This window comes from Gimesia aquarii, from assembly GCF_007748195.1.
GTDB lineage: Bacteria > Planctomycetota > Planctomycetia > Planctomycetales > Planctomycetaceae > Gimesia > Gimesia aquarii.
Genome location: NZ_CP037920.1, coordinates 4,593,833 through 4,615,563 on the forward strand (window position 1 = coordinate 4,593,833; position 21,731 = coordinate 4,615,563).

The following is a 21,731-nucleotide window of genomic DNA, read 5'->3' on the forward strand; positions in this document are numbered from 1 at the left end:
TTTTGATTAGGTTCTAAGATTCTGATTGAGAACTTTCATTTGCTTCAGGAATTGCCTTTGCAGGTTTAATCAACGCTGCAATCACCAACCCTCCAATGATCCAGGTCAAGAGTAAGTCCAGCATCATCGCTCGGGTAAAATCGGTTGGATAATACATCCAGTTCTTCAAATTGAGAAAAGAAACAATCGCCGCAAATACACCGATTAAAGCGACAAATCGAAATCTCTGAAAGTAAGTCATCCTAGCCCCGTTTTTAATCGCCATTGATAATAAAGTCGCTGCAATAAAACTGGACAACATATTGATTAATAGGCCTGCGATCATCATTTGCGGTGGCATCGGAGGCATGCCCTCTGCTTTATAAATCACTGAAAATATGGGTCCCTCCTGATGTTTCTTCTCGAACTCCTGCATCATCGCATCCATTTCAGGTCCGGGTCCAGAAGGACTCTCTGGATATGCAGGATACAGGTAATAGCCATCTTCCAGATTCTGCTTCTTGAGCACATCGATCACTGCTTGTGCATTGGGTAAGGGTCTTAATGTTCCATCATGAATGGGTAAAACCATCCAGGACAACATGCCCCAAACAAATAGAATAATTCCGGACAGTATAGAAGCTAAAATGATTTTACCCATTAGATTGTCCCTTTGCAGAAGTAAAAGAGCTCAATGGAACGTGAACTGATAACACCATAATAAAAAACTCCGAAGCTAAATTGCAAACCTTCGGAGTTTTAATATGATATCAGTTATCAAAGCACCATTTACTTATTCGCGTTTGCTGCGGTCTTCTTTCGCAACAGAGCGCGTAATGGTTCTTCCAGTTCACTTGCTTTGGAAGTCACAAGATCTGTGATACCTGTATGATCCACTAAAATCATCGTTGGTACTCTGCGAACACCGTAATAGACTGCAGAGGGATTATTCCATCCTCGCTTATCTCGAGCGGAATAAAATATTTGCCTCCAGTCGAGAGACGTTTTCTCTTGAAAGGCGTCAATGGCAGGCTCTTCGTCATCCAGGTTCACACCCATGATTTCAAAACCATACTTACGGTATTTTTTTGATAAAGCCTGAATTTGTGGCAATTGCTCAATAAATGGTTTCGCAGTCGTCGACCAGAATACGACAAGCACAACACTCCCCTTATAGTCATCGACAGAAACATAGCCGCCTTCAATCGTCTCTCCAGCAAGTTGCAGAGGTTGCCCCTTTAAACGCAAACGCCTCAACAATCCAGCAACCTGTGCTGTCTCATTACTTTTGGGAAACTTTCGTTCCAAATCAATACAACAATCCATTGCCTGCTTATTTAAGCCATACAATTGACTGGTTTCTGCCGCGGCTCTCAACAATTGAGGAGCACGTACAGATTCCTTTGGAAATCGTGAAGCAAATAAACGTGCTTGTTTTACAAACTCCTCAATCCAGCGCGGTTCATCAATCGCAAACCGTTGTGCGCTTGTATTTGCAAATTTAGCAACAGTAAACCCAGCTTCAGCAGCGGATGAGGAATTTGGATCACGCTTAAACAATGACTCCGAATGATCATACAACGCATCAATACTGTCCTGGTCTCCTTCTAAAGCTAACTGGAGATGCGCATCTAACAGATGACGAATACAAACCGTAAAAAGACGTTGTTTTTCTTTATCAGCGTGGCACTGTTTCACTGCTTCCATCGCCAGCTGTATAATTTTCTGATTGCGGTCCACACGCGCCTTTTTTAGTTCATCCACATTTCCAGTCTTGGGTAATGCAGTGACTTTGAGGCGGGTAATCTCACGCACATTCCACTCTGGAGTTCCCTCTTCCAATTCCTGAATTTTGGTTACTTCATTTTTGAGAGAGGTATCATCATTGTCCAGGTCTTGCATATCGCGCTGATCACGACTCAAGCTGGCAGTTCGAATCACATTGGTGTTCGGCTTCAATGCAGGCCCCGTCTGAGAAACCGGCGAAATGGAAGTAGTAGGTAATGGTTTTGGTTGTGGATTGGTGGGTGCACCATCCAATTTTCCATCAATATTATTGCCTGCTGCTTGAGGTGTCGCAGTGTCCTCACTACCACAACCGAACTGACTTACTAATAGCATACACGCTACGATCGAGATGAAATCGTGTCGATGCCTCATGGCCTATTGCTCTCCTTCCATTGAGAGTCTGTAATTATCAGAAGAACCGAGGAAGTGAAATCGTTTAGAATGAATCCCTTCATTCCCTCAGCAAACTTATCATCAAAACTCTTGATAGGACGTGTTTTATGAAAAAACACACATTCAGAGCAAGACGAAGCTGGAAAAAATTACAATCTGTTCTGCGATTTCGCGATGTTTTTTAATGGGGAATCAATCGATTACAAAATCAGCCTGTGTTTAGGAAGAATACCCAGTCTATTTAAATCTCGCCATGATACTGTTTGAAAGCCTCAATGGCAAAATACTCTGGCAAACCAAGCTGATTGTAAACCTTTGCAGTGTTTCGGGTTCGATCTTCTGCGCGTACCCAGAATTCTCGCTTGTCACTCCCTGGATAAAATGCGCTGTCCTTTTGTGACTCGTGCTTGAAAATTGCTTCTCGTTTTTTGAGCACCACTTCCGGACTCAGTGGCACCGCTCGTTCAATTTCGTGTGGTTCATACTCTTCCCAGGCACCTCGATACATCCAGAATTCCGGTGAAATCCCTTCATCGGCGACAACATTGACCGCATTGATGACTGCCTCCGCACAAACGCGGTGAGTCCCATGTGGGTCGGAAAGGTCTCCCGCCACGTAAATCTGATCAGGACCAATTTCACGTAACAGATCCGCAACGATCTCGATATCTTCCTCACCAATGGGCTTTTTCGAAACTTGCCCTGTGCGATAGAAGGGAAGATTCAGAAAACGTAGAAATTCTTCAGCAACTCCCGCTACTTCTGCACCGGCTGTTGCCTCGGTTTTACGAATCAAACCTTTGATTCCTAACATTTCCTGAGAATCCAGATCTCCTGCATTTTTACTCTCAATACTTTCCTTAAGATCTTCCAGGTGCTGCAGGAAACCATGATCATCGGGATGAAACAGTTTGTGGAATTCGTGCACAAAATCAATGTGTCGAAGTGCATCATGGTCGAACACCGCAATATTCCCACTCGTCATATAAGCGATATAAACTTCATGCCCCTGATCGGCCAATGTAATCAACGTGCCTCCCATCGAAATCACATCATCATCGGGGTGAGGGCTAAAGACGATTACTTTTTTGCGGTCTGTTCCTGCGGGTTTTGTAGAAATCCCATCCAATAATGAATCGAATACGCGCTGTCGAATCTCTCCAACAGATTCGTATTTCTGAATCAACTGATGTAAATGGTGGTGCAGAAAATCTTCCGTTTCAAGCTTAAGGAGTGGTTTTCCGACTTGCAGAGAGAGCCAGATAACCGCTTTTTTCTCCAGTAGAGGCGTCCATTCAATATTCCCTACAATCCAAGGGGTTTTGACAGCCGTAAGCTCAGCTGCTGCTGCATTATCAACGACAAACTGAGACTGTGTGTGAGTCTGCAAAAAGCTGGCAGATACTTCATCTGTGACTTCCTGTTCGGCAGCGCGATTCACAACAGAAGCTTTATGCTCTCCCAATGCCATAATAATAATTTTTTTTGCCGACAGAATACTGCCAACCCCCATCGTGATCGCGTGGTGAGGAACATTATCTTCCCCAAAGAATCCACTGGCTGCATCACGACGAGTTACCGGATCAAGATTCACCAGACGCGTCAAACTATTTCGCGCACTGCCTGGCTCATTAAAACCGATATGCCCCGAACGCCCAATCCCTAATAACTGTAAATCCAGTCCGCCAAATTTCTCGATCGTTCGTTCATACTCTTCACAGAAAGTATCGACATCATCCGCGGCAATATCTCCCCGGGGAATGTGAATATTTTCCGGTTTGACGTTCACGTGATCGAAAAAATTCTCTCGCATAAATGTGTGATAACTATGAATCGAATCCGGATCCATGGGCCAATATTCATCCAGATTGAACGTAACCACATTTGAAAAATCGAGCTGCTCTTCGCGATGCATTCGAATGAGTTCACGATAGACGCCCAGCGGCGTTGATCCCGTTGGTAACCCAAGAATCGCGGGAACATCCTCTTTGATTTTGGCTCGAATTAAATCCGCAACGATGTTAGCGACATGTTTCGCCAACTCGGAAGACGTCTCAAAAATCAATGTAGGGATTTTCGTGTGTCTTACAAATTTGGATTTGGGAGTGACATGAACAGATTGTGCAGTATCAATAGCCATCAGACGTATTTTCACCTACCAAGCAACAAGGAAACTGACTGTCTTTATGAGAGGTACCATGATCTCATGTTTTGATTCAAACGAGTTGAGCCAGCCAATTAAAGTAATCACGCGAACAGTAGACCCCGTGTGCGTGTTTTTTTTATGAATGTTTATTATAACTACACACACGAAACGCTAACCAGTATTTGTTTGACCTAAATGTACAGAGAGAGAAACTTTCATGGTAAAACAGGCAGAATCACTACGAATTCTCGCGATTCACGCCCATCCGGATGATATTGAAATTCAATGTGCGGGTACTTTAGCCCGCTTAAAAAACCTGGGATGCCACATCACTGTTGCCACAATGACGGCCGGTGACTGTGGTAGTGCGGAAATGGGGCCGGTGGAAATCGCCAACGTTCGCCGAGCCGAAGCCCAAAAAGCAGCCGATTTATTAGGTGCCGATTGCATGTGTCTCGAGTTCCGGGACCTTTCAATCACCATAGATCAAGACTCCCGTCAACGCGTCACTGAAGCGGTCCGCAAAGCACGGCCCGATATTGTAATTACAGCTCCTCCCGTTGATTATATGAGTGATCACGAAATGACCAGTCGACTGGTCAGAGATGCCTGCTTTGGAGCATCTGCTCCCAATTACACAACGCATCAGTTTCAACCGGCACCTCCCACTGAAAAAATTCCACATCTCTATTATGTTGATCCGATCGAAGGTGTCGATTATTTTGGTAATCCGATTAAACCACAATTTATTATTGATGTGACAGAAACGTTTGAACTCAAGATGAAAATGTTGGCATGTCACGAAAGTCAACGTGCCTGGTTAAGAAAACAGCATGGTCTGGACGAATACATGGAAGGGGCCGAACGCTGGTCTGCGGCCCGGGGAAAAGAAATCGGTGTTGCATACGGTGAAGCATACGTGCAACATTGCGGACATCCTTATCCTTCCAGTAATCTGTTACGTGAACTCCTGGAGAACTAATCACAACTTAATAAACTCACTTTATATCAAAGATAGCACCATGCACGAATCTCCCTCATCAGATACAACCACTCAACAGGCAGATCAATCGCTGCCGTATTCAGAAGCAGAAATTGAATCGATGGCCACTGATGACGCCCATGCAGGTCGTTTTCTCACGTTAATGCTTGTCTGTACGTTTTGCTATACGATCGTTGTCGGAGGTTATGTGATTTATTGGAGTATGAATTAAGAAACAGTTCACTCAGTTATTCAAAACTTTCAATTTTACTCCGATTACGTTTGTCAATCGGAGTTTTCTTTTTAAACGGCCTCAGACGATTTAACGTCATCAAAAACAGTTCCATTCGGATTCAGAAAGGCCCAACAAAGCGCGGCAGAGATATAAATCCCTGTAATCAGAATTAAAACAGGATCATAAATTTTCGCATCGAATAAAGCACCGACGATCACAGGCAATAATGCAGCGCCTAAATTTCCTGCCATATTCATCATCCCGAAGATGGGGGCGACATGCTGTCCTCCCTTATCAATCGTGACAGTGTAACCACAGGAACCACTCAATCCCGCAAAAAAAGTCCCCATCGAAATCAATGTCATTGCTAATTTCATGTCTTTGACGAAATAAGCACACAGAGTGCATCCGGCACTTCCCAGCATAGCAAAAATCGCCACACCCTGTCGGCTCCAGCGACGACTCTGAGTCCTCTGTAACACCCAGTCCACAGTCGCCCCTCCCAAAGCGTTCCCCACGACATAAGACATCAAAGGCAAACTCGCCCAAATGCCTGAGGAAGCCATCGTGATCCCGCGTGCCTGCTGCAGGTAAACGGGAAACCAGGTCACATAAAAAATATAACCTGCTGCGCGAAAAAACTGCTGACCACAGATCATCCACATGGAAAAACTTGTCAGAATTTGTCCCCAGGGAGTCGGCTCACCTTTTTCAATCTTTGAATCGTCCTGTTCCTGCTGCTGAGTTTGAGCAATCAAAGCTAACTCTGCTGAGTTCACACCCGAGTGATCTGCCGGTCGATCTCGAAACCAATAATAAAACCAGAGTGCCCACAGAATTCCCGGAACGGCGAAAATAAACATACACATCCGCCAGGTGACTGCGGGGACAGAAATCCCGAAACAATCAAACCCAACTAATAGCACTCCAATAATAAAACTACCAATGGCACTTCCAATTGACATAAAACTTCCCAGTAACCCACTGGCGATGCCACGTCTTGATTCAGGTAACCATTTAGAAATCGTATTTGCAGAGCAGGGGAAGATACCCGCCTGCGAAATACCAAACAGCAAACGTGCTACCACGAGCGTCCAGAATCCAATGACGACCCCCGTGAATGCAGTCGCAATCGACCAAAAAATCGCAAACACAGTCAACGCGCGTCGTGTTCCCCAGATATGTCCCACCCAGCCGCTGGGAATTTGAGATAACGCATAACTCCAGAAAAAAGCGCTCATCACCCAGCCCATCTGGGTCAGGCTGATTCCGAGCTCTTCCTGAATCAATTTTGCAGGCACCGAAATCGCATTTCGGCTGATGTAGGCAATCGCTGCGATCAAACACAATAATGTCAGCACCAGATAACGAGCATGCGAAGGGGGGCCTTCTCTAGCATTCACCTTGAATGGCTCAGCGTCTGAATTATTTTCCGATTCTGGCACCTAAAAACTCCGTCCTATAAGGCCTGAATTAATAAATCAAACAGTCGGTCTACTTCGGCCTGGGTTTCGTGATCAAGATCCCAGGCATTGGGTTGGCATCGCTGCTCTGAGGGAAAGAGGCCTCGTTTCACTAATAGATATTTCTCAATCGCCAGAAAACCATCCAGCCCCGCCTGTAACTGCAATGCGACGATTGCACAGATCGGAAAATAAATACGATAAATCGTTTCATCATCATCAGCTTGAAGCGCACGCCATAATCCCATGATGCCATCCAACAAATCGACTCCCGGCATTGTTCCACAAATGCCCCGACGATACGCGTCTACCAATAAGATGCCACCAGAACCATCAAAGATCTGAGCCTGACCATTCGTCGCATCGCGTAACGCCGACAAGTTTGGACCAATCGGCGAGGCTTCCGGTTTGAAAAATATTTTCTTAGGCCCATACTCATCCAATAGTTTTCGATAAAAATCGATAGAGAGCGTCTGGCCGACATAAGAAGAGGCATCCTGCACAACCAACGGCAAATGGCATTGTTCAGCGAGTGCAGAAAAATAATTCCATAACGCATGTTCGGGAAGCGCTGTTGTGACAGGGGGAATTGCCATAACCGCATCACAGCCTGTTTCTTCTGCCTGGCGTGCATATTCTAATGCCTGACGTGTACTCTCTGCTCCCACGCTGGCTATCACGGCCCCTCGCCCATCTGAGATCTCAGACATCAGCCGTGTCAGTTCCAGACGCTCGGCATACGTCAAACGCAAGACTTCGGAAACCATCGCACCGCAGATGCCATCCACACCCAATTCATAACACCAGTCGATTTCCCTCTGTAATACATCGCGGTCAATTGTTTCATCGGCCTGCAATGGAGTATGCAATACCGGCAATACACCTTGAATTATTGACGACATTAAATCACTCTTTCTGCCCAATTGTGCTGTGATCAGTATGCAATGTTCTATGAACCAATAAGTTGTTGAATCGCATCAGCCATACCCTCGATTAAAATCTCAAGACTGCCGCGTTCGAAAGGTGTCTGCCAGACCTGATACAGATCGAGATCATAGAATTCTTGAGGTACCAAATAACCGGTAGTGCCATTAATTAGATTCAAACAGACAATGGTTCGATCATCAAACCGCTGTCGTAGTTCGCGTTGCAAAATTGAATATGATTCCGTCGGACTTCCAACCAGAATCGTTTCTCCTATCCTCCAGACCCAAATCGGTAGCGCCAAAGTTGATCCATCACCGATGCCACGTCGAATATTTCTACGACGTCGCAAACGTTCTTCCAATGCCCGATCCGTACATGCTTGTCGCTGTGCCTCTAATTCTTCAGCAGATGGCCAGTTTTTGATGGGCAGTTCCACTGTTGCCTGAACTGCTTGCAAGCAGGAAACAGGAGTAATGGGAGTCTGCTTCCAGACAGCAAGAGGTGCCCCCGATTCGACGACTCCCTGATATTCCAGCGATGTCGCGGAAGACTCCATATCTTCTAACGTCGCCAAAGCAGCAAATGCCAACTGGCGTCCATGTCGATCTGCAACTTCAGTATCACCTACATATTGATAACGGGGAGACAATTCCCCGGAAGCCCCCTGCATAAACAGAGCAGGGACTCCCAATACTTCACCAATGGTGTCTCGCATCGCTCCTGGAAAATCGGGAGAAATCGCCGTATTCTCCCAGGCGAGTGTCGTTGGATGGCAGGCGTAATTGACAACCACTGCTTTGAGCGTACCAGAAACATCTGTGATGCGTCCGAGAATCAGAGTGTCATCGGCAGGCTCATTCGGATTCCATCCACAAACAATGCGATCAGCTTCCGGTGAGGGATCAGGCAGATCACGCATTGACGCTAAAGAACAATGTCCCGTATTCCAATCTAGAACAGCCTCTGTTGCATTCTGAATCGCTTCGCGCACCGCCACGATGGAAGCCTGATAAACGGTCTCCAGATATTCTGCCAAAGATTCACTGGCCGGTAAATCCGGATCGGGATCGGTTAACGGCGGCGATGCATGCGTATGACTTAATCCAAAAATCAAAGCCGCTTCTTCAATATCTAATTCCTGCAGGAGTCGTGTTTGAAATCGTTTGAATGTAATCAATGAACGCCACCAGCCCAGGTCAGCATCGATAAAAACCAACGGTTTTTCAGAGCCAGTCGAATACAGGACCAGCGCATTCAAAGTCAAACGACGATGCAGTGATTCCGCCACATCGTGTTTCGCCGCGCCCCAGTTCCGTGCATAGATTCCTACTGGCGGGGTAATATCAACGGTTGCGACACCGATTCGCCCCTGAAACGCGGTCTGAGTTTTCGTCTCTAATGCTTGTCCGCTCATGATGATTTCCGTGAAACAAAAAAACTCTTTGTCAGATTAGAGTGATGGTAATGTTCTTTGCTACTTACCAATCTCCAATCGCACCATCTTCATAAAAGACGCGTTGTACAGTTTCCTGCTGAAACGGATGTTTTTTGACTTCAGCTTCATTGATCGAGATCCCCAGTCCCGGCTTGCCATTCGGTTTGACGGTTCGCGTCACAGGATCGATGATAAAGCCTTCTTCAACAATATCCTGTCGCCAGGGAACATCATCCAATACCGATTCACAGATGATGTAACTCGGTTGAGAAAATCCAAATTCCAGCGAGGCTGCCGTGCTGATTGGTCCTTGTGGATTATGGGGGGCGAGTGCAATTCGATGAGCATCCGCCAAAGCGGCAATCCGCCGTGCTTCGGTAAATCCACCACAGTGTGTCAAATCAAGCTGACAAATTTCACAGCCTCGTTTTTCAAATAGATCACGGAACGCCGCCAAATGAGTCAATCGCTCACCCGTCGCAATGGGAGTTGTTGTCGCAGCATTGATTCGAGCCAGACTATCCAGCGACTCCGGCCAGCATGGCTCTTCAAAGAAATACAAACCATAAGGATCCAGCGCTTGTGCAAACTGTAAACCCATGGCGGGAGAAGGGCGGGCATGACCGTCCACCATGATATCAACCTCGTCTCCGACCGCTTCACGCATGGCAGAGACACAATCTTCCGCAGCTTTGATCGGTTTCAGACCCTCAATCGGCATCGTGGGTGGTACCGCCATCGATTTGAACGCCGTGAACCCGTCTGCTACCGCCTTTTGCGCCAACTCGGCAAATTGTGACGCGTTATCCGTCGATGTCTGGTAAAAAGATTCCATATTGCCACCACCCAAATGACAATAAAGACGAATATAGTCCCGAACTGGACCGCCCCAGAGTTGATGGCAGGGAACATCGTGAACTTTCCCCAGAATATCCCACAGTGCCAGGTCTATACCGGCAATGGCGGTCGAACGTGTGACACCGCTTCCATGCCAGAAATGCTGGCGCCACATCATCTGCCAGAGATATTCGACACGCCTTGGATCTTCACCAATTAATAACTGTGATAAATCCTCAATCGTTCCGGCAATCCCACGTGTATGCCACTCCAGGGTCGCTTCACCCCAACCAATCAAACCGGGTTGATCTGTGATGACTTTCACAAACACCCAGTTTCTCATGCGGGCATAACACACCAGTGTTTCGATGCGTTCAATTTTCATTGAGAATAGTATCCCATCTGCTTTAGCTTTTTATTTTGGTGTCAAAATAACAACATAACCCTAAAGCAGATGGGAAGCAAGTTATTTTGAGAAAGAACTGCGCAACATCTGAGTAAGAATTATATGGAGAGGCGCGGCTGACAAAAGAGGAATATCAATCGTACAGTTACTGAATTTTATGGAAACTGTTGTTCCAATTCTTCAGTGTCGTATTCCTGCAAACGCTGGCGGGCCAATTCAGCCCACGGCCCCATTTCATCGAATTCCAGATACACTTTCCAGTGGGGAACCGCTTCCTCAACCCGATTCAGTTGATTGAGCATTTCAGCAATATGCAAATGGGCGTCTGGGTAATCCGGATGAACGGAGAGTGCAATTTCAAATGCATGCAGAGCAGACTCTCGTTCGCCTAACTCATTATGCAGACAACCGAGTTGTGTCCAGGCTTCGATATAATCGTGATCCCATTCCACAGCCGCATAGTAACGTTCAAGGGCACCTTCCGTATTACCGTTCAAGTACAGCGCCTCAGCCAGATGCAAATGTGCTTCGGGCATATCCGGATGTCCCAGCAAAGCCATTCGATATGCTTCAATTGCTGACTTAGCATCGCCTGCATCGAGAAAACGACAGCCTTCCTGAAACCATTCATCCGCGCTCCGATCCTGAAACTCGGGAGTTTTAAGATGCTCTGTGAATTCAATCGTTCCCTCATATGACTCTTCACCGGCCAGTTCTTCCTCAGTCAATTCATTGAGTTGAGTTTCTTCCGTGCCGAAGTCAAAGACCCTCTGGCCCCGCCTGGGATCAATCAACCCATGCTCATCTTTCAATAAGAGCTGTGCATCCTGTGATAATAGTGTCAACTGAGATAACGGCTGATCGATCTCGTTAAAAAATTTACCCAAATGCTGCAGGCTGTTTTCGAGATCTCGTGGATTAACTCCTGATTCGAGCAGTGCGGAAAGCCGACGGACACTGGCCACTTCCTGAAAAGAAAAGTAAGGCAAACGAAAGATCTTGCGCACTGGCTTGATCAAACCCTGTCTTTCCCAGCGACGAATTGTGGTCACAGGAACATTCAGCATCTGCGTCAACATGGCGGGAGTATATAACTGGTCGACATTCACTCCCGGATCTTTGAGTTCAATCAGTGCGAGCCAATCTGACTCTTTGATGATCTGAATCGAAACTCCTTCCGCAATCAACTCTTGTGCCTGACTCAAGTTCACCGAGGGAGAGCCATCCGCCTCCAGCGGCCAGCCTTCCTCTCCTACAACCAGTAAAGTCGTCTGCCGACTGACATGCTGTGCTGCCTGACCGCCGTGTAATTCTACGAACTCCCAGGCTTTCTGATGTGTCATGCAGGCAAGCGTCCCCGTAAAAACGACACGCTCCCCCTGCAAAGCAGGAGATCCCTCTAGCAACTGATCAGATTGTTCTTGAGTCTCGGTCATAAGCTTAAGTCATAACGTTTTTATGCAAGAATTTCGAGTAAAAACTGGTCTCTCAGGTGGGAGTCTCAATAATATCAATATACTGAGCGGTAAACTTTCTCTGAGGATACTGATACACGAATCGGTTGGGTAGCTTTCAGAGCAAACCTTCATTATAAGAGAGCAAATTAAGTTTGATCCCCTCCAGGTACCGTTTGTACCCTGAATTTTGACTATATATCCATGGGAGTTTATGAGAATGTCCTCGCTTGAGTCGTGTGATCCTGAAATTTGGAACTGTATTCAGTCTGAAGCAAAACGACAGAAAAACGGACTGGAGCTGATCGCTTCTGAAAATTATACCAGCGCGGCCATCATGGAAGCAGCCGGTTCTATTCTCACGAATAAATATGCAGAAGGGCTACCCGGTCGACGTTATTATGGCGGCTGCGAATACGTGGATGTCATCGAAGACTTGGCCCGTGACCGTGCCTGCGAACTCTTTGGAGCGGAATATGCCAACGTGCAACCACACTCCGGGTCACAGGCGAATATGGCGGTTTACCTCACAGTCATGAAACCGGGTGACACCTTTCTCGCCATGGACCTCGCCCACGGTGGTCACTTAACTCACGGCATGAACCTGAACTTCTCCGGCCAGCTCTATAATCCCATTCATTATGGAGTCCGGGAAGATAACCACCAAATCGACTTCGATCAAATTGCCAAGCTCGCCCGTGAACACAAACCGAAAATGATCATCGCCGGCGCCTCTGCGTATCCCCGCGAAATCGATCACCCGAAATTCGCTGAAATCGCTGAAGAAGTCGGTGCTGTATTGATGGTCGATATGGCCCACTACTCAGGACTTGTCGCAGGCGGCGTTCACAATAACCCTGTCGAAGTGGCTGACTTCGTCACGTCGACCACACACAAAACTCTGCGAGGTCCTCGCTCCGGATTCATCTTGACTAAGAAAGCAAATGCCAAAGATGTAAACCGCGTGGTATTCCCTGGTATCCAGGGGGGACCGCTCGAACACGTCATTGCCGGCAAGGCCATCTGTTTCAAAGAAGCGAACACGGAATCCTTTAAAACTTATGCTCAACAAGTCATCTCCAATGCACGCACCTTAGCCGGTGTTCTGCTGGAAGGTGGCATCAAGCTTGCTTCTGGTGGAACCGACAACCATTTAATGCTCTGCGATGTAACTGCCATCGGCCTGTCTGGAAAGATTGCAGAAGAAGCCCTCGATAAAGCTGGCATCACCGTCAACAAAAACATGATTCCGTATGACCAACGCAAGCCTCTCGACCCCAGTGGAATTCGCATCGGTACCGCTGCCTTGACCACACGTGGTATGCAGGAAGACGAGATGAAAAAAGTCGGAGCCTGGATTCTCCGTACTCTGGGTGCTCCCGATGACGATGCCAACATCGAATCGGTGAAGGGAGAAATCGAAGAATTCGCCCAGAGCTATCCCGTTCCTGGAATTGCTTAAGAGATAACCTCCCGGCTATGACACAAACTGAACTCAACATCACGACTATCGACTGTACGCGCAGCGATGCAACTTCATTGTTCGCCGAATTACGCAGTAAACTGAGCCCGAGCGGAAACGTTGTCTCGGAAGCCGGTCGACAACGGACCATCGAACTCTTTGGCGAACCTCTCTCTCCGCAGCAAGTCGTCGAACGTATCTGCAATGACGTCCGTGACACAGGTCGCGATGCACTTCTCGATTACTCGGTAAAGCTGGATCAAAAAGAACTTACCCCCGAAACCATGCGTGTCTCGGCGGAAGAACTGAAAACCGCTCATACAGAAGCAGATCCAGAATATCTTAAAACACTCCGCGCGATTCGTGAAAATATTATCGAATTCCAAACGGCACTCTTGCCCGAAGATGTTAAAATCCTCCGCGAGGCAGGGGAGTCTCGCGTGGAATTACGCCAGCGTTATTTACCTTTAAAACGTGTTGGAGTTTGCATTCCCGGCGGTGCAGCCGCCTATCCTTCCACACTGTTAATGACCGCTGTCCCCGCACAAACAGCGGGGGTCAAAGAAATCGTTGTCGTCGTGCCTCCAACTGACTTTGGTGGATACAACACAGATATCCTCGCCGCCTGTTATGAGTTGGGGATCACAGAAATCTATCGTGTCGGCGGTGCCCAGGCTGTCGCCGCACTCGCCTATGGTGTGGAAGGCATTGAACGCGTTGACAAAATTGTTGGTCCCGGAAACCTGTTCGTTGCACTCGCTAAACGTCATGTTTTCGGCGAAGTTGACATCGACAGTATCGCCGGCCCGAGTGAAGTCATCGTCCTCGCCGATGAAACTGCCAACCCCGAATTCATCGCTAGCGATTTGATCTCGCAAGCAGAACACAGCCCCGGCTCCGGTGTGCTCATCACCTGGCACGAACCATTAATCGAAGCCGTCAAAGCCGCGCTCATCAAACAGCTTAATGAACTTCCTCGTGGCGATCTCGCACGTCAAAGCCTGCTTGACTACGGCGCTCTGATTCTCACCCGCGATGCCGATGAGGCAGCCGGCTTAACCGATTTGCTCGCGACCGAACACTTACACATTTCTATGGCAGACCCCGAACAGATGCTGTCAAAAGTCCAAAACGCTGGCGCGATCTTCATGGGCCATTACACTCCCGTCGCCACAGGCGACTATTACGCCGGTCCTTCGCATGTTCTCCCCACTGGTGGCACAGCCCGCTTTGCCAACGGCCTCTGTTCGATTGATTTTCTGAAACGTTCATCAGTCATCTCCTACAATCAGGAAGGGTTGGCCCAAGACGCGACGGGCATCTGTTTGCTCGCCGAAAAGGAAGGCCTCACCGCACACGCCGCGAGTGTCACCATCCGCCTGAAAAATGAATCCCAGTAACTATTTCGAGAAGCCTCGCACTGAACTTGCTCCTGATTTTCAGTAGATATTTTCGCACTTGACGCCCACGCGCCGTTCTCGAAACTCCCTGTTTCTGTCTCGCGCGCGCGAGGCGGCTTTTTCTGGTAACTGCATAGGAAGCACAACTTCGGTTTGTGCATGCGAAAATGACCCGTTTTTTCTAACTTTTCACCTGATAAACGATAACCGGTTCCCACTGTCTCGTATGGAAGCACTCCTTTTGAACACGCTTTCCCAAGCCACAAGGGAAACAAAACCGCATTTTTGTACCACATCTCAGACAGAACCGCGCAAATGTGTCTCTTGACCGCGGTGTGCCGTTCAATATGATCAGCCCATCTCAACCACACGATCCCTCGTTCAATCATAGGAAATGCAAACATAATAACTCTTACCTCTCAAAACAGAATCAAAGCAGCAATGACAGTCTGTTAATGACATACTGAGTCTAAGCGCACTTTCAGATATCAAACGAACCGTCACTCGGAAATTCGACAGCGCATGCGCGGAATGAATAATACAACATAGCGCCCGCCAGCCCTAACTAAAAATCTGGAGGTGCACAAAGCGAATCAAAGGGCGGCACCAAACACGATTGAATCGATCCGTTTTTATTGGCTCTCGTCTTAATATAAAAAATCAGTACTACCACGAAAAACACGAAACTCACGAAATTATTTTTGATAAGCTAATAAGATCATCTCTAGGAGAGTGTGGGGCATGGTCTCTATCACTTTGAGTTTTATTGCGAACAGAGAATTCTCGTGTCATTGGTGCCGTTCGTGGTCTGGAGATTGATCACTCTGCACACCATGTGCCCGGTCTAAATACTCGTCCGACAGTAATTATGAAAGACAACCCTCACACCATTTCCACTCACTACAAGTGGGTCAGCCCGCATACAATTCGGGCCGAGCGCAGCGAGCAGGAGGTTGCGGGAAACAAAACCATTATAAAAACAGCAACACTCTATCAGGATCAGTTAGAACATTGATATCAAAACACCAACACGTTTCGTGAATTTCGTGTTTTTCGTGGTAGTCTACTGAATCACAAACAGGCGATCTATTCTTCGACTTTTGTTGTCTTCACATTGCCACTAAACATCAATTTCCGACGCCCATCCGGGGATTCGCCAATCACATAATCGTCAGGTTTGATGCCTTCTTTTGTCATCAGGGGGAGATCGACTCCCCACTTCATCTTATATCCGGCTGCTTGCACAACAGCGATGGCATCTAATGCCTCCTTTTTCGCCTTTTCGCCGACATCAGTAACTTGTGCTTTTAAATCCTCCCAGCCGGTCGGCCCCTTCTTATGATAAGTGGCATAGAACCCGTAAAGATTCCCCACAACCTGCAAGGCTACCTCTTCCGCATCAGCAGGGTTGGTCAAAGTGGATTCCGAGTCCGCAGGAGTTGTTTTTCTACAACCATCGCAGAGAAAGAATGCGATGATGCAGACGCAGGCAACGAAAAAACGTGTCATTGTAATCGTTCTTTTTTATCGAAAACGAGAGCGCTGATAATATTCGTTTCAGTAACGTAGAGGTGCCATAAAATGAACAACAAAAGGTCTCTGCGTTATGATCTAGTAAGCTTCTAATATACAAAGGCAAAGTCACCGCTGCAATCGATGCTACGTAGCTGAATAGGTCCAGCTATTGTCAACTCGTCAATTCAATCGAAGACACTACGAATTAAAGGACAAACGCCAAAAGCAATTTACGCACGACGTTCCTGTTGTCGCAAAAAAGCCAGTACGTCCTTACAGCCTTGTTGAATGTGAGCACTCATCAATTCGCGCGCCAGAGACGCATTACCGTCACGCAGCGCGGCAAGCAACTGCTCTTTTCTTTCACAGGTTTTTTCAGCCAGTTCCTGAGTCAGTAGCTTAGAACTGTTGCGTTGTGATTCAAAGACAGTCGCAATCGCACGATGTTCCCGAATGACTTTAGAAATCAGACGATTACGTGAGGCATCGATGACGATTTCATGAAAAGCTTCTTCACAATCAAGCCAGCGGTGAAACTGGGAAGGCGTCGCATGCCCATCACTTCGCTTCTGAATCGATTCGGCGATTTGATGAAACTCCGACATGATCGATTCGAGATCGTCCAGTTGATGGGGGGTAATATACCGTGCGGCTTCTGCCGCCCCACAACTTTCCAAAGCGTCACGCAAGACATAAAGTTCTTCAAGGTCTTCGCGATTCGGCTTCCGTACAAACGCGCCAGCGCCGGGAACATGCTCAACCAGTCCTTCTGTGACCAGACGATGAATGGCCTCTCGCACGGGAATCACGCTCACGCCAATTTCCGATGCCAGCTTACGATTCACCAATTGCACGCCGGGCACTAACGCTCCTTGCTGCATTTCCTGCTTAATAAAGCGATAAGCACGGTCCGACAGATTTTCAGTAACTTCGTACATTTTTCATTTTCTGGTTGACAAGCGTATTGAAACTAAAGAGAATATGTAACATCATGTTATAACACGTTATTACTTCGTGTCAATCTTTTTTCGTTTAAAACATACTTCTCAGGTTTTTCACCTAATTTTGAGTCCGTTTAGAGGGTTTCGCATGCTGAGCAGCAATGCAAACCCCCTTATCAAACAACCATGATCCCAATTCTTTTAACTTTATTCTTACACATCACCGGGAGAACAGCATGAAACCCAAACGCGGATTCACTTTGATTGAGTTGCTGGTGGTCATCGCCATCATTGCGATTTTAATTGCCATCCTCTTGCCGGCAGTCCAACAGGCACGTGAAGCCGCCCGCCGCTCCAGTTGCAAAAATAACTTCAAACAGGTTGGTCTGGCCTTACATAACTATCATGAAACTCACCGGGTATTTCCTCTGTCCGATCATCGTGACTCGGGACGAGGCTGTTCGGGGAGCGTCTGGACACAAAATGACATCTATCGCTACAGCTGGGGGGCGATGATCCTTCCCTTTCTGGAAGCAAATGCCATTTATAAAAATATTGATTTCAGCAGAAATTATAATGTCTCTCCCTCCAACGACATTCAGGCGGTAGGCGCGACCATTCCGGTTTTCATTTGCCCCTCTGATCCGCAATCAGAAGCCCGTTGTAACCGGACCGGTGGTATTAATAACGGCGGACCAGGCAATAGAGACGATCTGGGCCGCTCAAACATGGCTGGCGTTGCTGACTCCGTGAATTGGGAATGTGCTGCGAACTGGGGCCGCTCCGATGGTGATGGTGTGTTGTATAACAATTCCAGAACGAAGATCCGTGACATCATCGATGGCAGTAGCAATACATTAATGGTTGGCGAAGTAACCGGAGGCAGACCCGGGTCTTTTGACTGTAATTACTGGAGCGTCGTGAATCATATCGACACCGCCGGAGGTATTAACGGGCCAAATACCACGCCTGGCCAAGGGACATGGAGCCTCAGATCACAACAGGCTTCGAGCTGGCATACGGGCGGCTGTCATTTTTTGCTGGCAGATGGCAGTGTGCATTTTCTTTCCGAAAACATCGACTCTGGAGTGTTAAAAAGTTTAACCACACGCGCCGGCGGCGAAGTCGTCTCCCCCTTTGAGTAATGCATTCCTTAAGTCCCTATCTTTAAAGACATCGAAGATAATAACAAGGCCAGCAACAATGAAACAGAGTTCGGTAATCGTAATCTTTGTTCTGAGTCTCACACTTTCAGGCTGTGGATCGACGGAGACGGGCCCCGATCGAACGATTGTAACCGGAAAGGTCACATTCAAAGGGGAACCAGTACTACAAGGACAAATCTGGTTTCTCCCTCAAGCGGGCAGGGAGGCTCCTCAGGCGGGCGCACCAATTGTTGAGGGACAATACCGAGTGGAAAATAAAGGGGGAGTCCCCATCGGTTCCTGTCAGGTGAAAATTACAGCAGAACAACCCAAAGCAGACATAAAAATTGTCGAGGACGGCGGCCCCGAAGAAATTCCCACCACTCAGTATTTACCAGCACGCTATAATGAGCAAACAGAATTGACGGCTGAAATCAAATCCAGTGCGGATCCTATAGAAATCGATTTCGAACTCAAGCCATAACACTTACTTTTGCTGATAAGAATAACCTGATTTTATTTTATCCTCCAATCAAAACAGACACTTATTTCCTTATTGATAGAAGACGGATTCATGAAACCATTCTTTTCATTCCAGACTGCGTTGCTTTTCCTCTTAACCATCACTTGCAGCAATCTGTCTCTACATGCCGACGACAAATTACCACTCATTGATATTTCGAAGCAGGCAGAACGTCAGACAGTAATTGCCGCCGGTACCAAAGACGTCTATCAGGGACATCCCACGACATTGCTGATGCCCGATCAGAAAACGATGTTTGCCGTCTGGTGCGTCAATCATGGTGGTTCAGCAGGCCCCATGGCCAAGAGCATGGATGGTGGAAAATCCTGGCAGAGGCTTGATGACCAATTACCAAAGGGCTATGCCACGCATCAAAATTGTCCCAGCATTTATCGCATGGTCGACCAGTCAGGCAAAGCACGGCTGTGGGTTTTTTCAGCCGCCAGAGGCACGCGCAGTGGACCGGGCATGCCCAGTATTATGAGCGAAGATGCAGGAAAAACCTGGAAAGAGATGCCCCCCCTGGGTTTTCCCTGCGTGATGACGTTCAGCAGTATGGTCAAGTTAAAAGATGGTCGCTATCTGGGACTGTATCATAAAGGACCTGATGGCAAAGACCGATCTCCTCTGGTGGTCCTGCAAACCATCTCCGATGATGGGGGGTTCAATTGGTCGGAACCACAAATCGTGGCCGAAGTCAAAGGTAAAAACCCATGCGAACCCTGTGTGTTCCGCAGTCCTGATGGAAAACAACTTTGTTGCCTGATGCGAGAAAACACGCACAAAGGACGCAGCCTGATGATGTTCAGCAATGATGAAGGCACCACCTGGTCCACTCCCGTTGATACTCCCTGGGGACTAACGGGAGACCGACACAAAGAAGTCTTTACGAAAGAGGGCCAACTGGTGGTCAGTTTTCGTGATCAAGCACCCGGCAGTTCCACGCGCGGCCACTTTGTAGCCTGGGTCGGAACCTATGACGACATTATTAACGGACGAGACGGCAAATATCGCATTAAGCTGTTACACCATTATGGACGAACCGGAGACTGTGGTTATCCGGGAGTCGAACTGCTCCCCGATGGGACAATCGTCGCGACAACCTATGTGAAATATCGCAACGACAAAGCAAAAAATTCGGTCGTTTCTGTTCGTTTTCGCCTCAACGAACTACCTCATTCATCAGACCAATAAACTGACAAACGATTGAAAATAAGGCCACTAATATTTCGGAGTATCGACAAAACCTTCACCGACTTTTTCCATAATATAACCCAAAAACACAGCGCCCCCTTCCAGGCAGGCAAATAAGATAATCAGCCAGAGACGCTCTGTAAAAGTAAAGGCGATGACGGAAAATACATTCGGAATCTGACGAAATGCATTGAACACAAAGTCTTTCAGAGAAACAAAAACGTTTTTGATCATAGCACCTCTGGCTCGACTTCGTCTGCCAAACCTTGTTTCATTAGGATCTTCTGCGCTATTCTCTTCGATAAATTTTTCAGCTTCATTCGACCTCCAGCCTTCTTTCGCATGCGCGTAAGCCGCTGCTGCACACGCCCAGCCAAACAGGGCAATTGCCACCATTAACATCGCAATCACTTTATGGGTTGAAGGTTCTTCGTCTTTCTTCTTTTTTTTCCGCTTTTTGTCTGTTGCCTTTTTTTGAGGCGTTGCAGAGGCCTTAGCTTCAACCTTTCCTGCAGTCGGTCTACGTCTCCGTTTACGCTTTGGACTTCGATTTGGCTCTTGGATCATTGCTGAGGTCCCAATTGATGCTGAATGTGTTATTCACAAATACTTGCCTTGAATGCCTGATTTTTTACACACCTTCTTCTACATTTTCTTCAATCCCTTTTCAGAAACAAAATCTGGTCGAAACGTGTCAATCTTGTCGTACGTCTCCACAGTCTTGGGATAATCGTTGTCGTTTTCATAAACCCCAGCGATCTCAACAAACATGAAAACACTTTTTAATATGGTGAATCGATTACCGTTCTCATCACCTTATCTAGATCTATGCATCTATTTCAATCAATAACATGTGAATCTGATGAAGATTTGTAATCATTTAAACTTCACGGCATAAAGTGCTTGCAGTATCGTTTTTTCGTTCTACGATGAAACTCATTATAAGTTATCTGAAATCGCGATGGCTTCTGACATGAATCTGGACTACATGGGCTATCTAATTTACATACTTTGAATCGGGCTTCACCATCAGATGAGGAGAAAGAGATGTCAGTAGACGAACAAAAGAGCATGTCGCGCAGCATTCTGGAATTGTGGGGCAGCCATAATACAATTCAGACAGAGGATCTCGTGACTGCAAATTATGTCAGCCATCAGCAACCCAGCCCCGATAGTTCTGGTGCATCAACATTGAAACGAGAAGAATGGGAGCAGTTACTCAAGGACTTTCATGAGGCCTTCAGTGAGGGTTCTGTGCAGATTCTTTCGCAGATTGCCGAAAACAATCTCGTCGCGAGCCGTTGGGAGTTCACCGCAACCCAGGGAGGAGACTTTAGAGGGAGTTCATCCAGCGGCAAGACAACAACATGGACGGGAGTCCAAACAGATCGATATGAAGGTGGCAAGATTGCAGAAAGCTGGGTCAACTGGGACAAGGCCAGTTTCCTGGAAGGCCTTGCTTAGTTGAGCTACAAAAATCGTACAGCTACTTCGCTAGAACCTGAC

General features: G+C 47.2%; 20 protein-coding genes. 9 read left to right on the forward strand and 11 right to left on the reverse strand.

Features of this window, described 5'->3' with window-relative positions; genetic code table 11:
- Window positions 1-13: 13 nt before the first annotated feature.
- The 3 genes from V144x_RS17685 to nagB form a co-directional block, all read right to left on the reverse strand.
- On the reverse strand, window positions 14-640 hold the full coding sequence (locus V144x_RS17685) for a hypothetical protein (RefSeq protein ID WP_144986621.1): 627 nt from the start codon (window positions 638-640) through the stop codon (window positions 14-16).
- A 128-nt stretch (window positions 641-768) separates the two neighbouring features.
- A complete protein-coding gene (locus tag V144x_RS17690; protein WP_144986623.1) occupies window positions 769-2,139 on the reverse strand; it encodes a TlpA disulfide reductase family protein in 1,371 nt (456 codons plus the stop codon).
- A 262-nt stretch (window positions 2,140-2,401) separates the two neighbouring features.
- Complete coding sequence (gene nagB, locus V144x_RS17695; protein ID WP_144986625.1) at window positions 2,402-4,300, reverse strand: glucosamine-6-phosphate deaminase; 1,899 nt, start codon at window positions 4,298-4,300, stop codon at window positions 2,402-2,404.
- A gap of 223 nt (window positions 4,301-4,523) precedes the next feature.
- Here nagB and V144x_RS17700 point away from each other — a divergent pair, with 223 nt between their 5' ends.
- On the forward strand, window positions 4,524-5,288 hold the full coding sequence (locus tag V144x_RS17700) for a PIG-L deacetylase family protein (protein ID WP_144986627.1): 765 nt from the start codon (window positions 4,524-4,526) through the stop codon (window positions 5,286-5,288).
- A gap of 40 nt (window positions 5,289-5,328) precedes the next feature.
- Window positions 5,329-5,520, forward strand: coding sequence for a hypothetical protein (locus V144x_RS17705; protein WP_144986629.1), 192 nt, complete (start codon window positions 5,329-5,331; stop codon window positions 5,518-5,520).
- A 71-nt stretch (window positions 5,521-5,591) separates the two neighbouring features.
- Here V144x_RS17705 and V144x_RS17710 read toward each other — a convergent pair whose 3' ends face one another.
- The 5 genes from V144x_RS17710 to V144x_RS17730 all read right to left on the reverse strand — a co-directional run bounded on the left by V144x_RS17710 (window position 5,592) and on the right by V144x_RS17730 (window position 12,027).
- Window positions 5,592-6,968 (reverse strand): MFS transporter, encoded by a 1,377-nt coding sequence (locus V144x_RS17710; protein ID WP_144986630.1) that lies wholly within the window; start codon window positions 6,966-6,968, stop codon window positions 5,592-5,594.
- 14 nt (window positions 6,969-6,982) lie between these two features.
- Window positions 6,983-7,888 carry a dihydrodipicolinate synthase family protein gene (locus V144x_RS17715; RefSeq protein WP_144986632.1) on the reverse strand — a complete coding sequence of 302 codons (906 nt, stop codon included), beginning with the start codon at window positions 7,886-7,888 and terminating at the stop codon, window positions 6,983-6,985.
- A 47-nt stretch (window positions 7,889-7,935) separates the two neighbouring features.
- Window positions 7,936-9,327: an alkaline ceramidase gene (locus tag V144x_RS17720; RefSeq protein ID WP_144986634.1), complete on the reverse strand. Its 1,392-nt coding sequence runs from the start codon at window positions 9,325-9,327 to the stop codon at window positions 7,936-7,938.
- Between the two features lie 64 nt (window positions 9,328-9,391).
- Window positions 9,392-10,570: an enolase C-terminal domain-like protein gene (locus V144x_RS17725; protein WP_144986636.1), complete on the reverse strand. Its 1,179-nt coding sequence runs from the start codon at window positions 10,568-10,570 to the stop codon at window positions 9,392-9,394.
- Window positions 10,571-10,746: 176 nt separating this feature from the next.
- On the reverse strand, window positions 10,747-12,027 hold the full coding sequence (locus tag V144x_RS17730; protein WP_144986638.1) for a tetratricopeptide repeat protein: 1,281 nt from the start codon (window positions 12,025-12,027) through the stop codon (window positions 10,747-10,749).
- 238 nt (window positions 12,028-12,265) lie between these two features.
- Between V144x_RS17730 and V144x_RS17735 the strand changes: the two genes are divergently transcribed.
- The 3 genes from V144x_RS17735 to V144x_RS17745 all read left to right on the forward strand — a co-directional run bounded on the left by V144x_RS17735 (window position 12,266) and on the right by V144x_RS17745 (window position 15,922).
- On the forward strand, window positions 12,266-13,507 hold the full coding sequence (locus V144x_RS17735) for a serine hydroxymethyltransferase (RefSeq protein WP_144986639.1): 1,242 nt from the start codon (window positions 12,266-12,268) through the stop codon (window positions 13,505-13,507).
- A 17-nt stretch (window positions 13,508-13,524) separates the two neighbouring features.
- The gene (gene hisD / locus V144x_RS17740; RefSeq protein WP_144986642.1) at window positions 13,525-14,907 is read left to right on the forward strand and encodes a histidinol dehydrogenase; all 1,383 of its coding nucleotides are present in this window, start codon (window positions 13,525-13,527) and stop codon (window positions 14,905-14,907) included.
- Between the two features lie 766 nt (window positions 14,908-15,673).
- Window positions 15,674-15,922 carry a hypothetical protein gene (locus V144x_RS17745; RefSeq protein WP_144986644.1) on the forward strand — a complete coding sequence of 83 codons (249 nt, stop codon included), beginning with the start codon at window positions 15,674-15,676 and terminating at the stop codon, window positions 15,920-15,922.
- A gap of 71 nt (window positions 15,923-15,993) precedes the next feature.
- Here the strand turns inward: V144x_RS17745 and V144x_RS17750 are convergent, their stop codons facing one another.
- Both V144x_RS17750 and V144x_RS17755 read right to left on the reverse strand, forming a co-directional pair.
- Entirely contained in the window at window positions 15,994-16,416 is a 423-nt protein-coding gene (locus V144x_RS17750; protein WP_144986646.1) for a hypothetical protein, read from the reverse strand.
- Window positions 16,417-16,652: 236 nt separating this feature from the next.
- Window positions 16,653-17,360 carry a GntR family transcriptional regulator gene (locus V144x_RS17755; protein ID WP_144986648.1) on the reverse strand — a complete coding sequence of 236 codons (708 nt, stop codon included), beginning with the start codon at window positions 17,358-17,360 and terminating at the stop codon, window positions 16,653-16,655.
- Window positions 17,361-17,599: 239 nt separating this feature from the next.
- On the opposite strand from V144x_RS17755, the gene V144x_RS17760 reads away from it, so the two are divergent.
- The 3 genes from V144x_RS17760 (at window position 17,600) to V144x_RS17770 (ending at window position 20,225) form a co-directional block, all read left to right on the forward strand.
- Window positions 17,600-18,508, forward strand: coding sequence for a DUF1559 domain-containing protein (locus V144x_RS17760; protein ID WP_144986650.1), 909 nt, complete (start codon window positions 17,600-17,602; stop codon window positions 18,506-18,508).
- Between the two features lie 58 nt (window positions 18,509-18,566).
- On the forward strand, window positions 18,567-18,992 hold the full coding sequence (locus tag V144x_RS17765) for a hypothetical protein (protein ID WP_144986652.1): 426 nt from the start codon (window positions 18,567-18,569) through the stop codon (window positions 18,990-18,992).
- A 90-nt stretch (window positions 18,993-19,082) separates the two neighbouring features.
- Complete coding sequence (locus V144x_RS17770; protein ID WP_144986655.1) at window positions 19,083-20,225, forward strand: sialidase family protein; 1,143 nt, start codon at window positions 19,083-19,085, stop codon at window positions 20,223-20,225.
- Window positions 20,226-20,252: 27 nt separating this feature from the next.
- Here V144x_RS17770 and V144x_RS17775 read toward each other — a convergent pair whose 3' ends face one another.
- A complete protein-coding gene (locus V144x_RS17775) occupies window positions 20,253-20,792 on the reverse strand; it encodes a hypothetical protein (protein WP_144986657.1) in 540 nt (179 codons plus the stop codon).
- 480 nt (window positions 20,793-21,272) lie between these two features.
- On the opposite strand from V144x_RS17775, the gene V144x_RS17780 reads away from it, so the two are divergent.
- Window positions 21,273-21,689: an ester cyclase gene (locus V144x_RS17780; RefSeq protein WP_144986659.1), complete on the forward strand. Its 417-nt coding sequence runs from the start codon at window positions 21,273-21,275 to the stop codon at window positions 21,687-21,689.
- The last annotated feature ends 42 nt before the right edge of the window (window positions 21,690-21,731 follow it).

What these genes read in the sequence shown, in the direction of transcription:
- V144x_RS17685 (WP_144986621.1), bottom strand. Translation starts at nt 640, where the DNA reads ATGGGTAAAATCATTTTAGCTTCTATACTGTCCGGAATTATTCTATTT.
- V144x_RS17690 (WP_144986623.1), bottom strand. Translation starts at nt 2,139, where the DNA reads ATGAGGCATCGACACGATTTCATCTCGATCGTAGCGTGTATGCTATTA.
- nagB (WP_144986625.1), bottom strand. Translation starts at nt 4,300, where the DNA reads ATGGCTATTGATACTGCACAATCTGTTCATGTCACTCCCAAATCCAAA.
- V144x_RS17700 (WP_144986627.1), top strand. Translation starts at nt 4,524, where the DNA reads ATGGTAAAACAGGCAGAATCACTACGAATTCTCGCGATTCACGCCCAT.
- V144x_RS17705 (WP_144986629.1), top strand. Translation starts at nt 5,329, where the DNA reads ATGCACGAATCTCCCTCATCAGATACAACCACTCAACAGGCAGATCAA.
- V144x_RS17715 (WP_144986632.1), bottom strand. Translation starts at nt 7,888, where the DNA reads ATGTCGTCAATAATTCAAGGTGTATTGCCGGTATTGCATACTCCATTG.
- V144x_RS17720 (WP_144986634.1), bottom strand. Translation starts at nt 9,327, where the DNA reads ATGAGCGGACAAGCATTAGAGACGAAAACTCAGACCGCGTTTCAGGGG.
- V144x_RS17725 (WP_144986636.1), bottom strand. Translation starts at nt 10,570, where the DNA reads ATGAAAATTGAACGCATCGAAACACTGGTGTGTTATGCCCGCATGAGA.
- V144x_RS17730 (WP_144986638.1), bottom strand. Translation starts at nt 12,027, where the DNA reads ATGACCGAGACTCAAGAACAATCTGATCAGTTGCTAGAGGGATCTCCT.
- V144x_RS17735 (WP_144986639.1), top strand. Translation starts at nt 12,266, where the DNA reads ATGTCCTCGCTTGAGTCGTGTGATCCTGAAATTTGGAACTGTATTCAG.
- hisD (WP_144986642.1), top strand. Translation starts at nt 13,525, where the DNA reads ATGACACAAACTGAACTCAACATCACGACTATCGACTGTACGCGCAGC.
- V144x_RS17750 (WP_144986646.1), bottom strand. Translation starts at nt 16,416, where the DNA reads ATGACACGTTTTTTCGTTGCCTGCGTCTGCATCATCGCATTCTTTCTC.
- V144x_RS17755 (WP_144986648.1), bottom strand. Translation starts at nt 17,360, where the DNA reads ATGTACGAAGTTACTGAAAATCTGTCGGACCGTGCTTATCGCTTTATT.
- V144x_RS17760 (WP_144986650.1), top strand. Translation starts at nt 17,600, where the DNA reads ATGAAACCCAAACGCGGATTCACTTTGATTGAGTTGCTGGTGGTCATC.
- V144x_RS17765 (WP_144986652.1), top strand. Translation starts at nt 18,567, where the DNA reads ATGAAACAGAGTTCGGTAATCGTAATCTTTGTTCTGAGTCTCACACTT.
- V144x_RS17770 (WP_144986655.1), top strand. Translation starts at nt 19,083, where the DNA reads ATGAAACCATTCTTTTCATTCCAGACTGCGTTGCTTTTCCTCTTAACC.
- V144x_RS17775 (WP_144986657.1), bottom strand. Translation starts at nt 20,792, where the DNA reads ATGATCCAAGAGCCAAATCGAAGTCCAAAGCGTAAACGGAGACGTAGA.
- V144x_RS17780 (WP_144986659.1), top strand. Translation starts at nt 21,273, where the DNA reads ATGTCAGTAGACGAACAAAAGAGCATGTCGCGCAGCATTCTGGAATTG.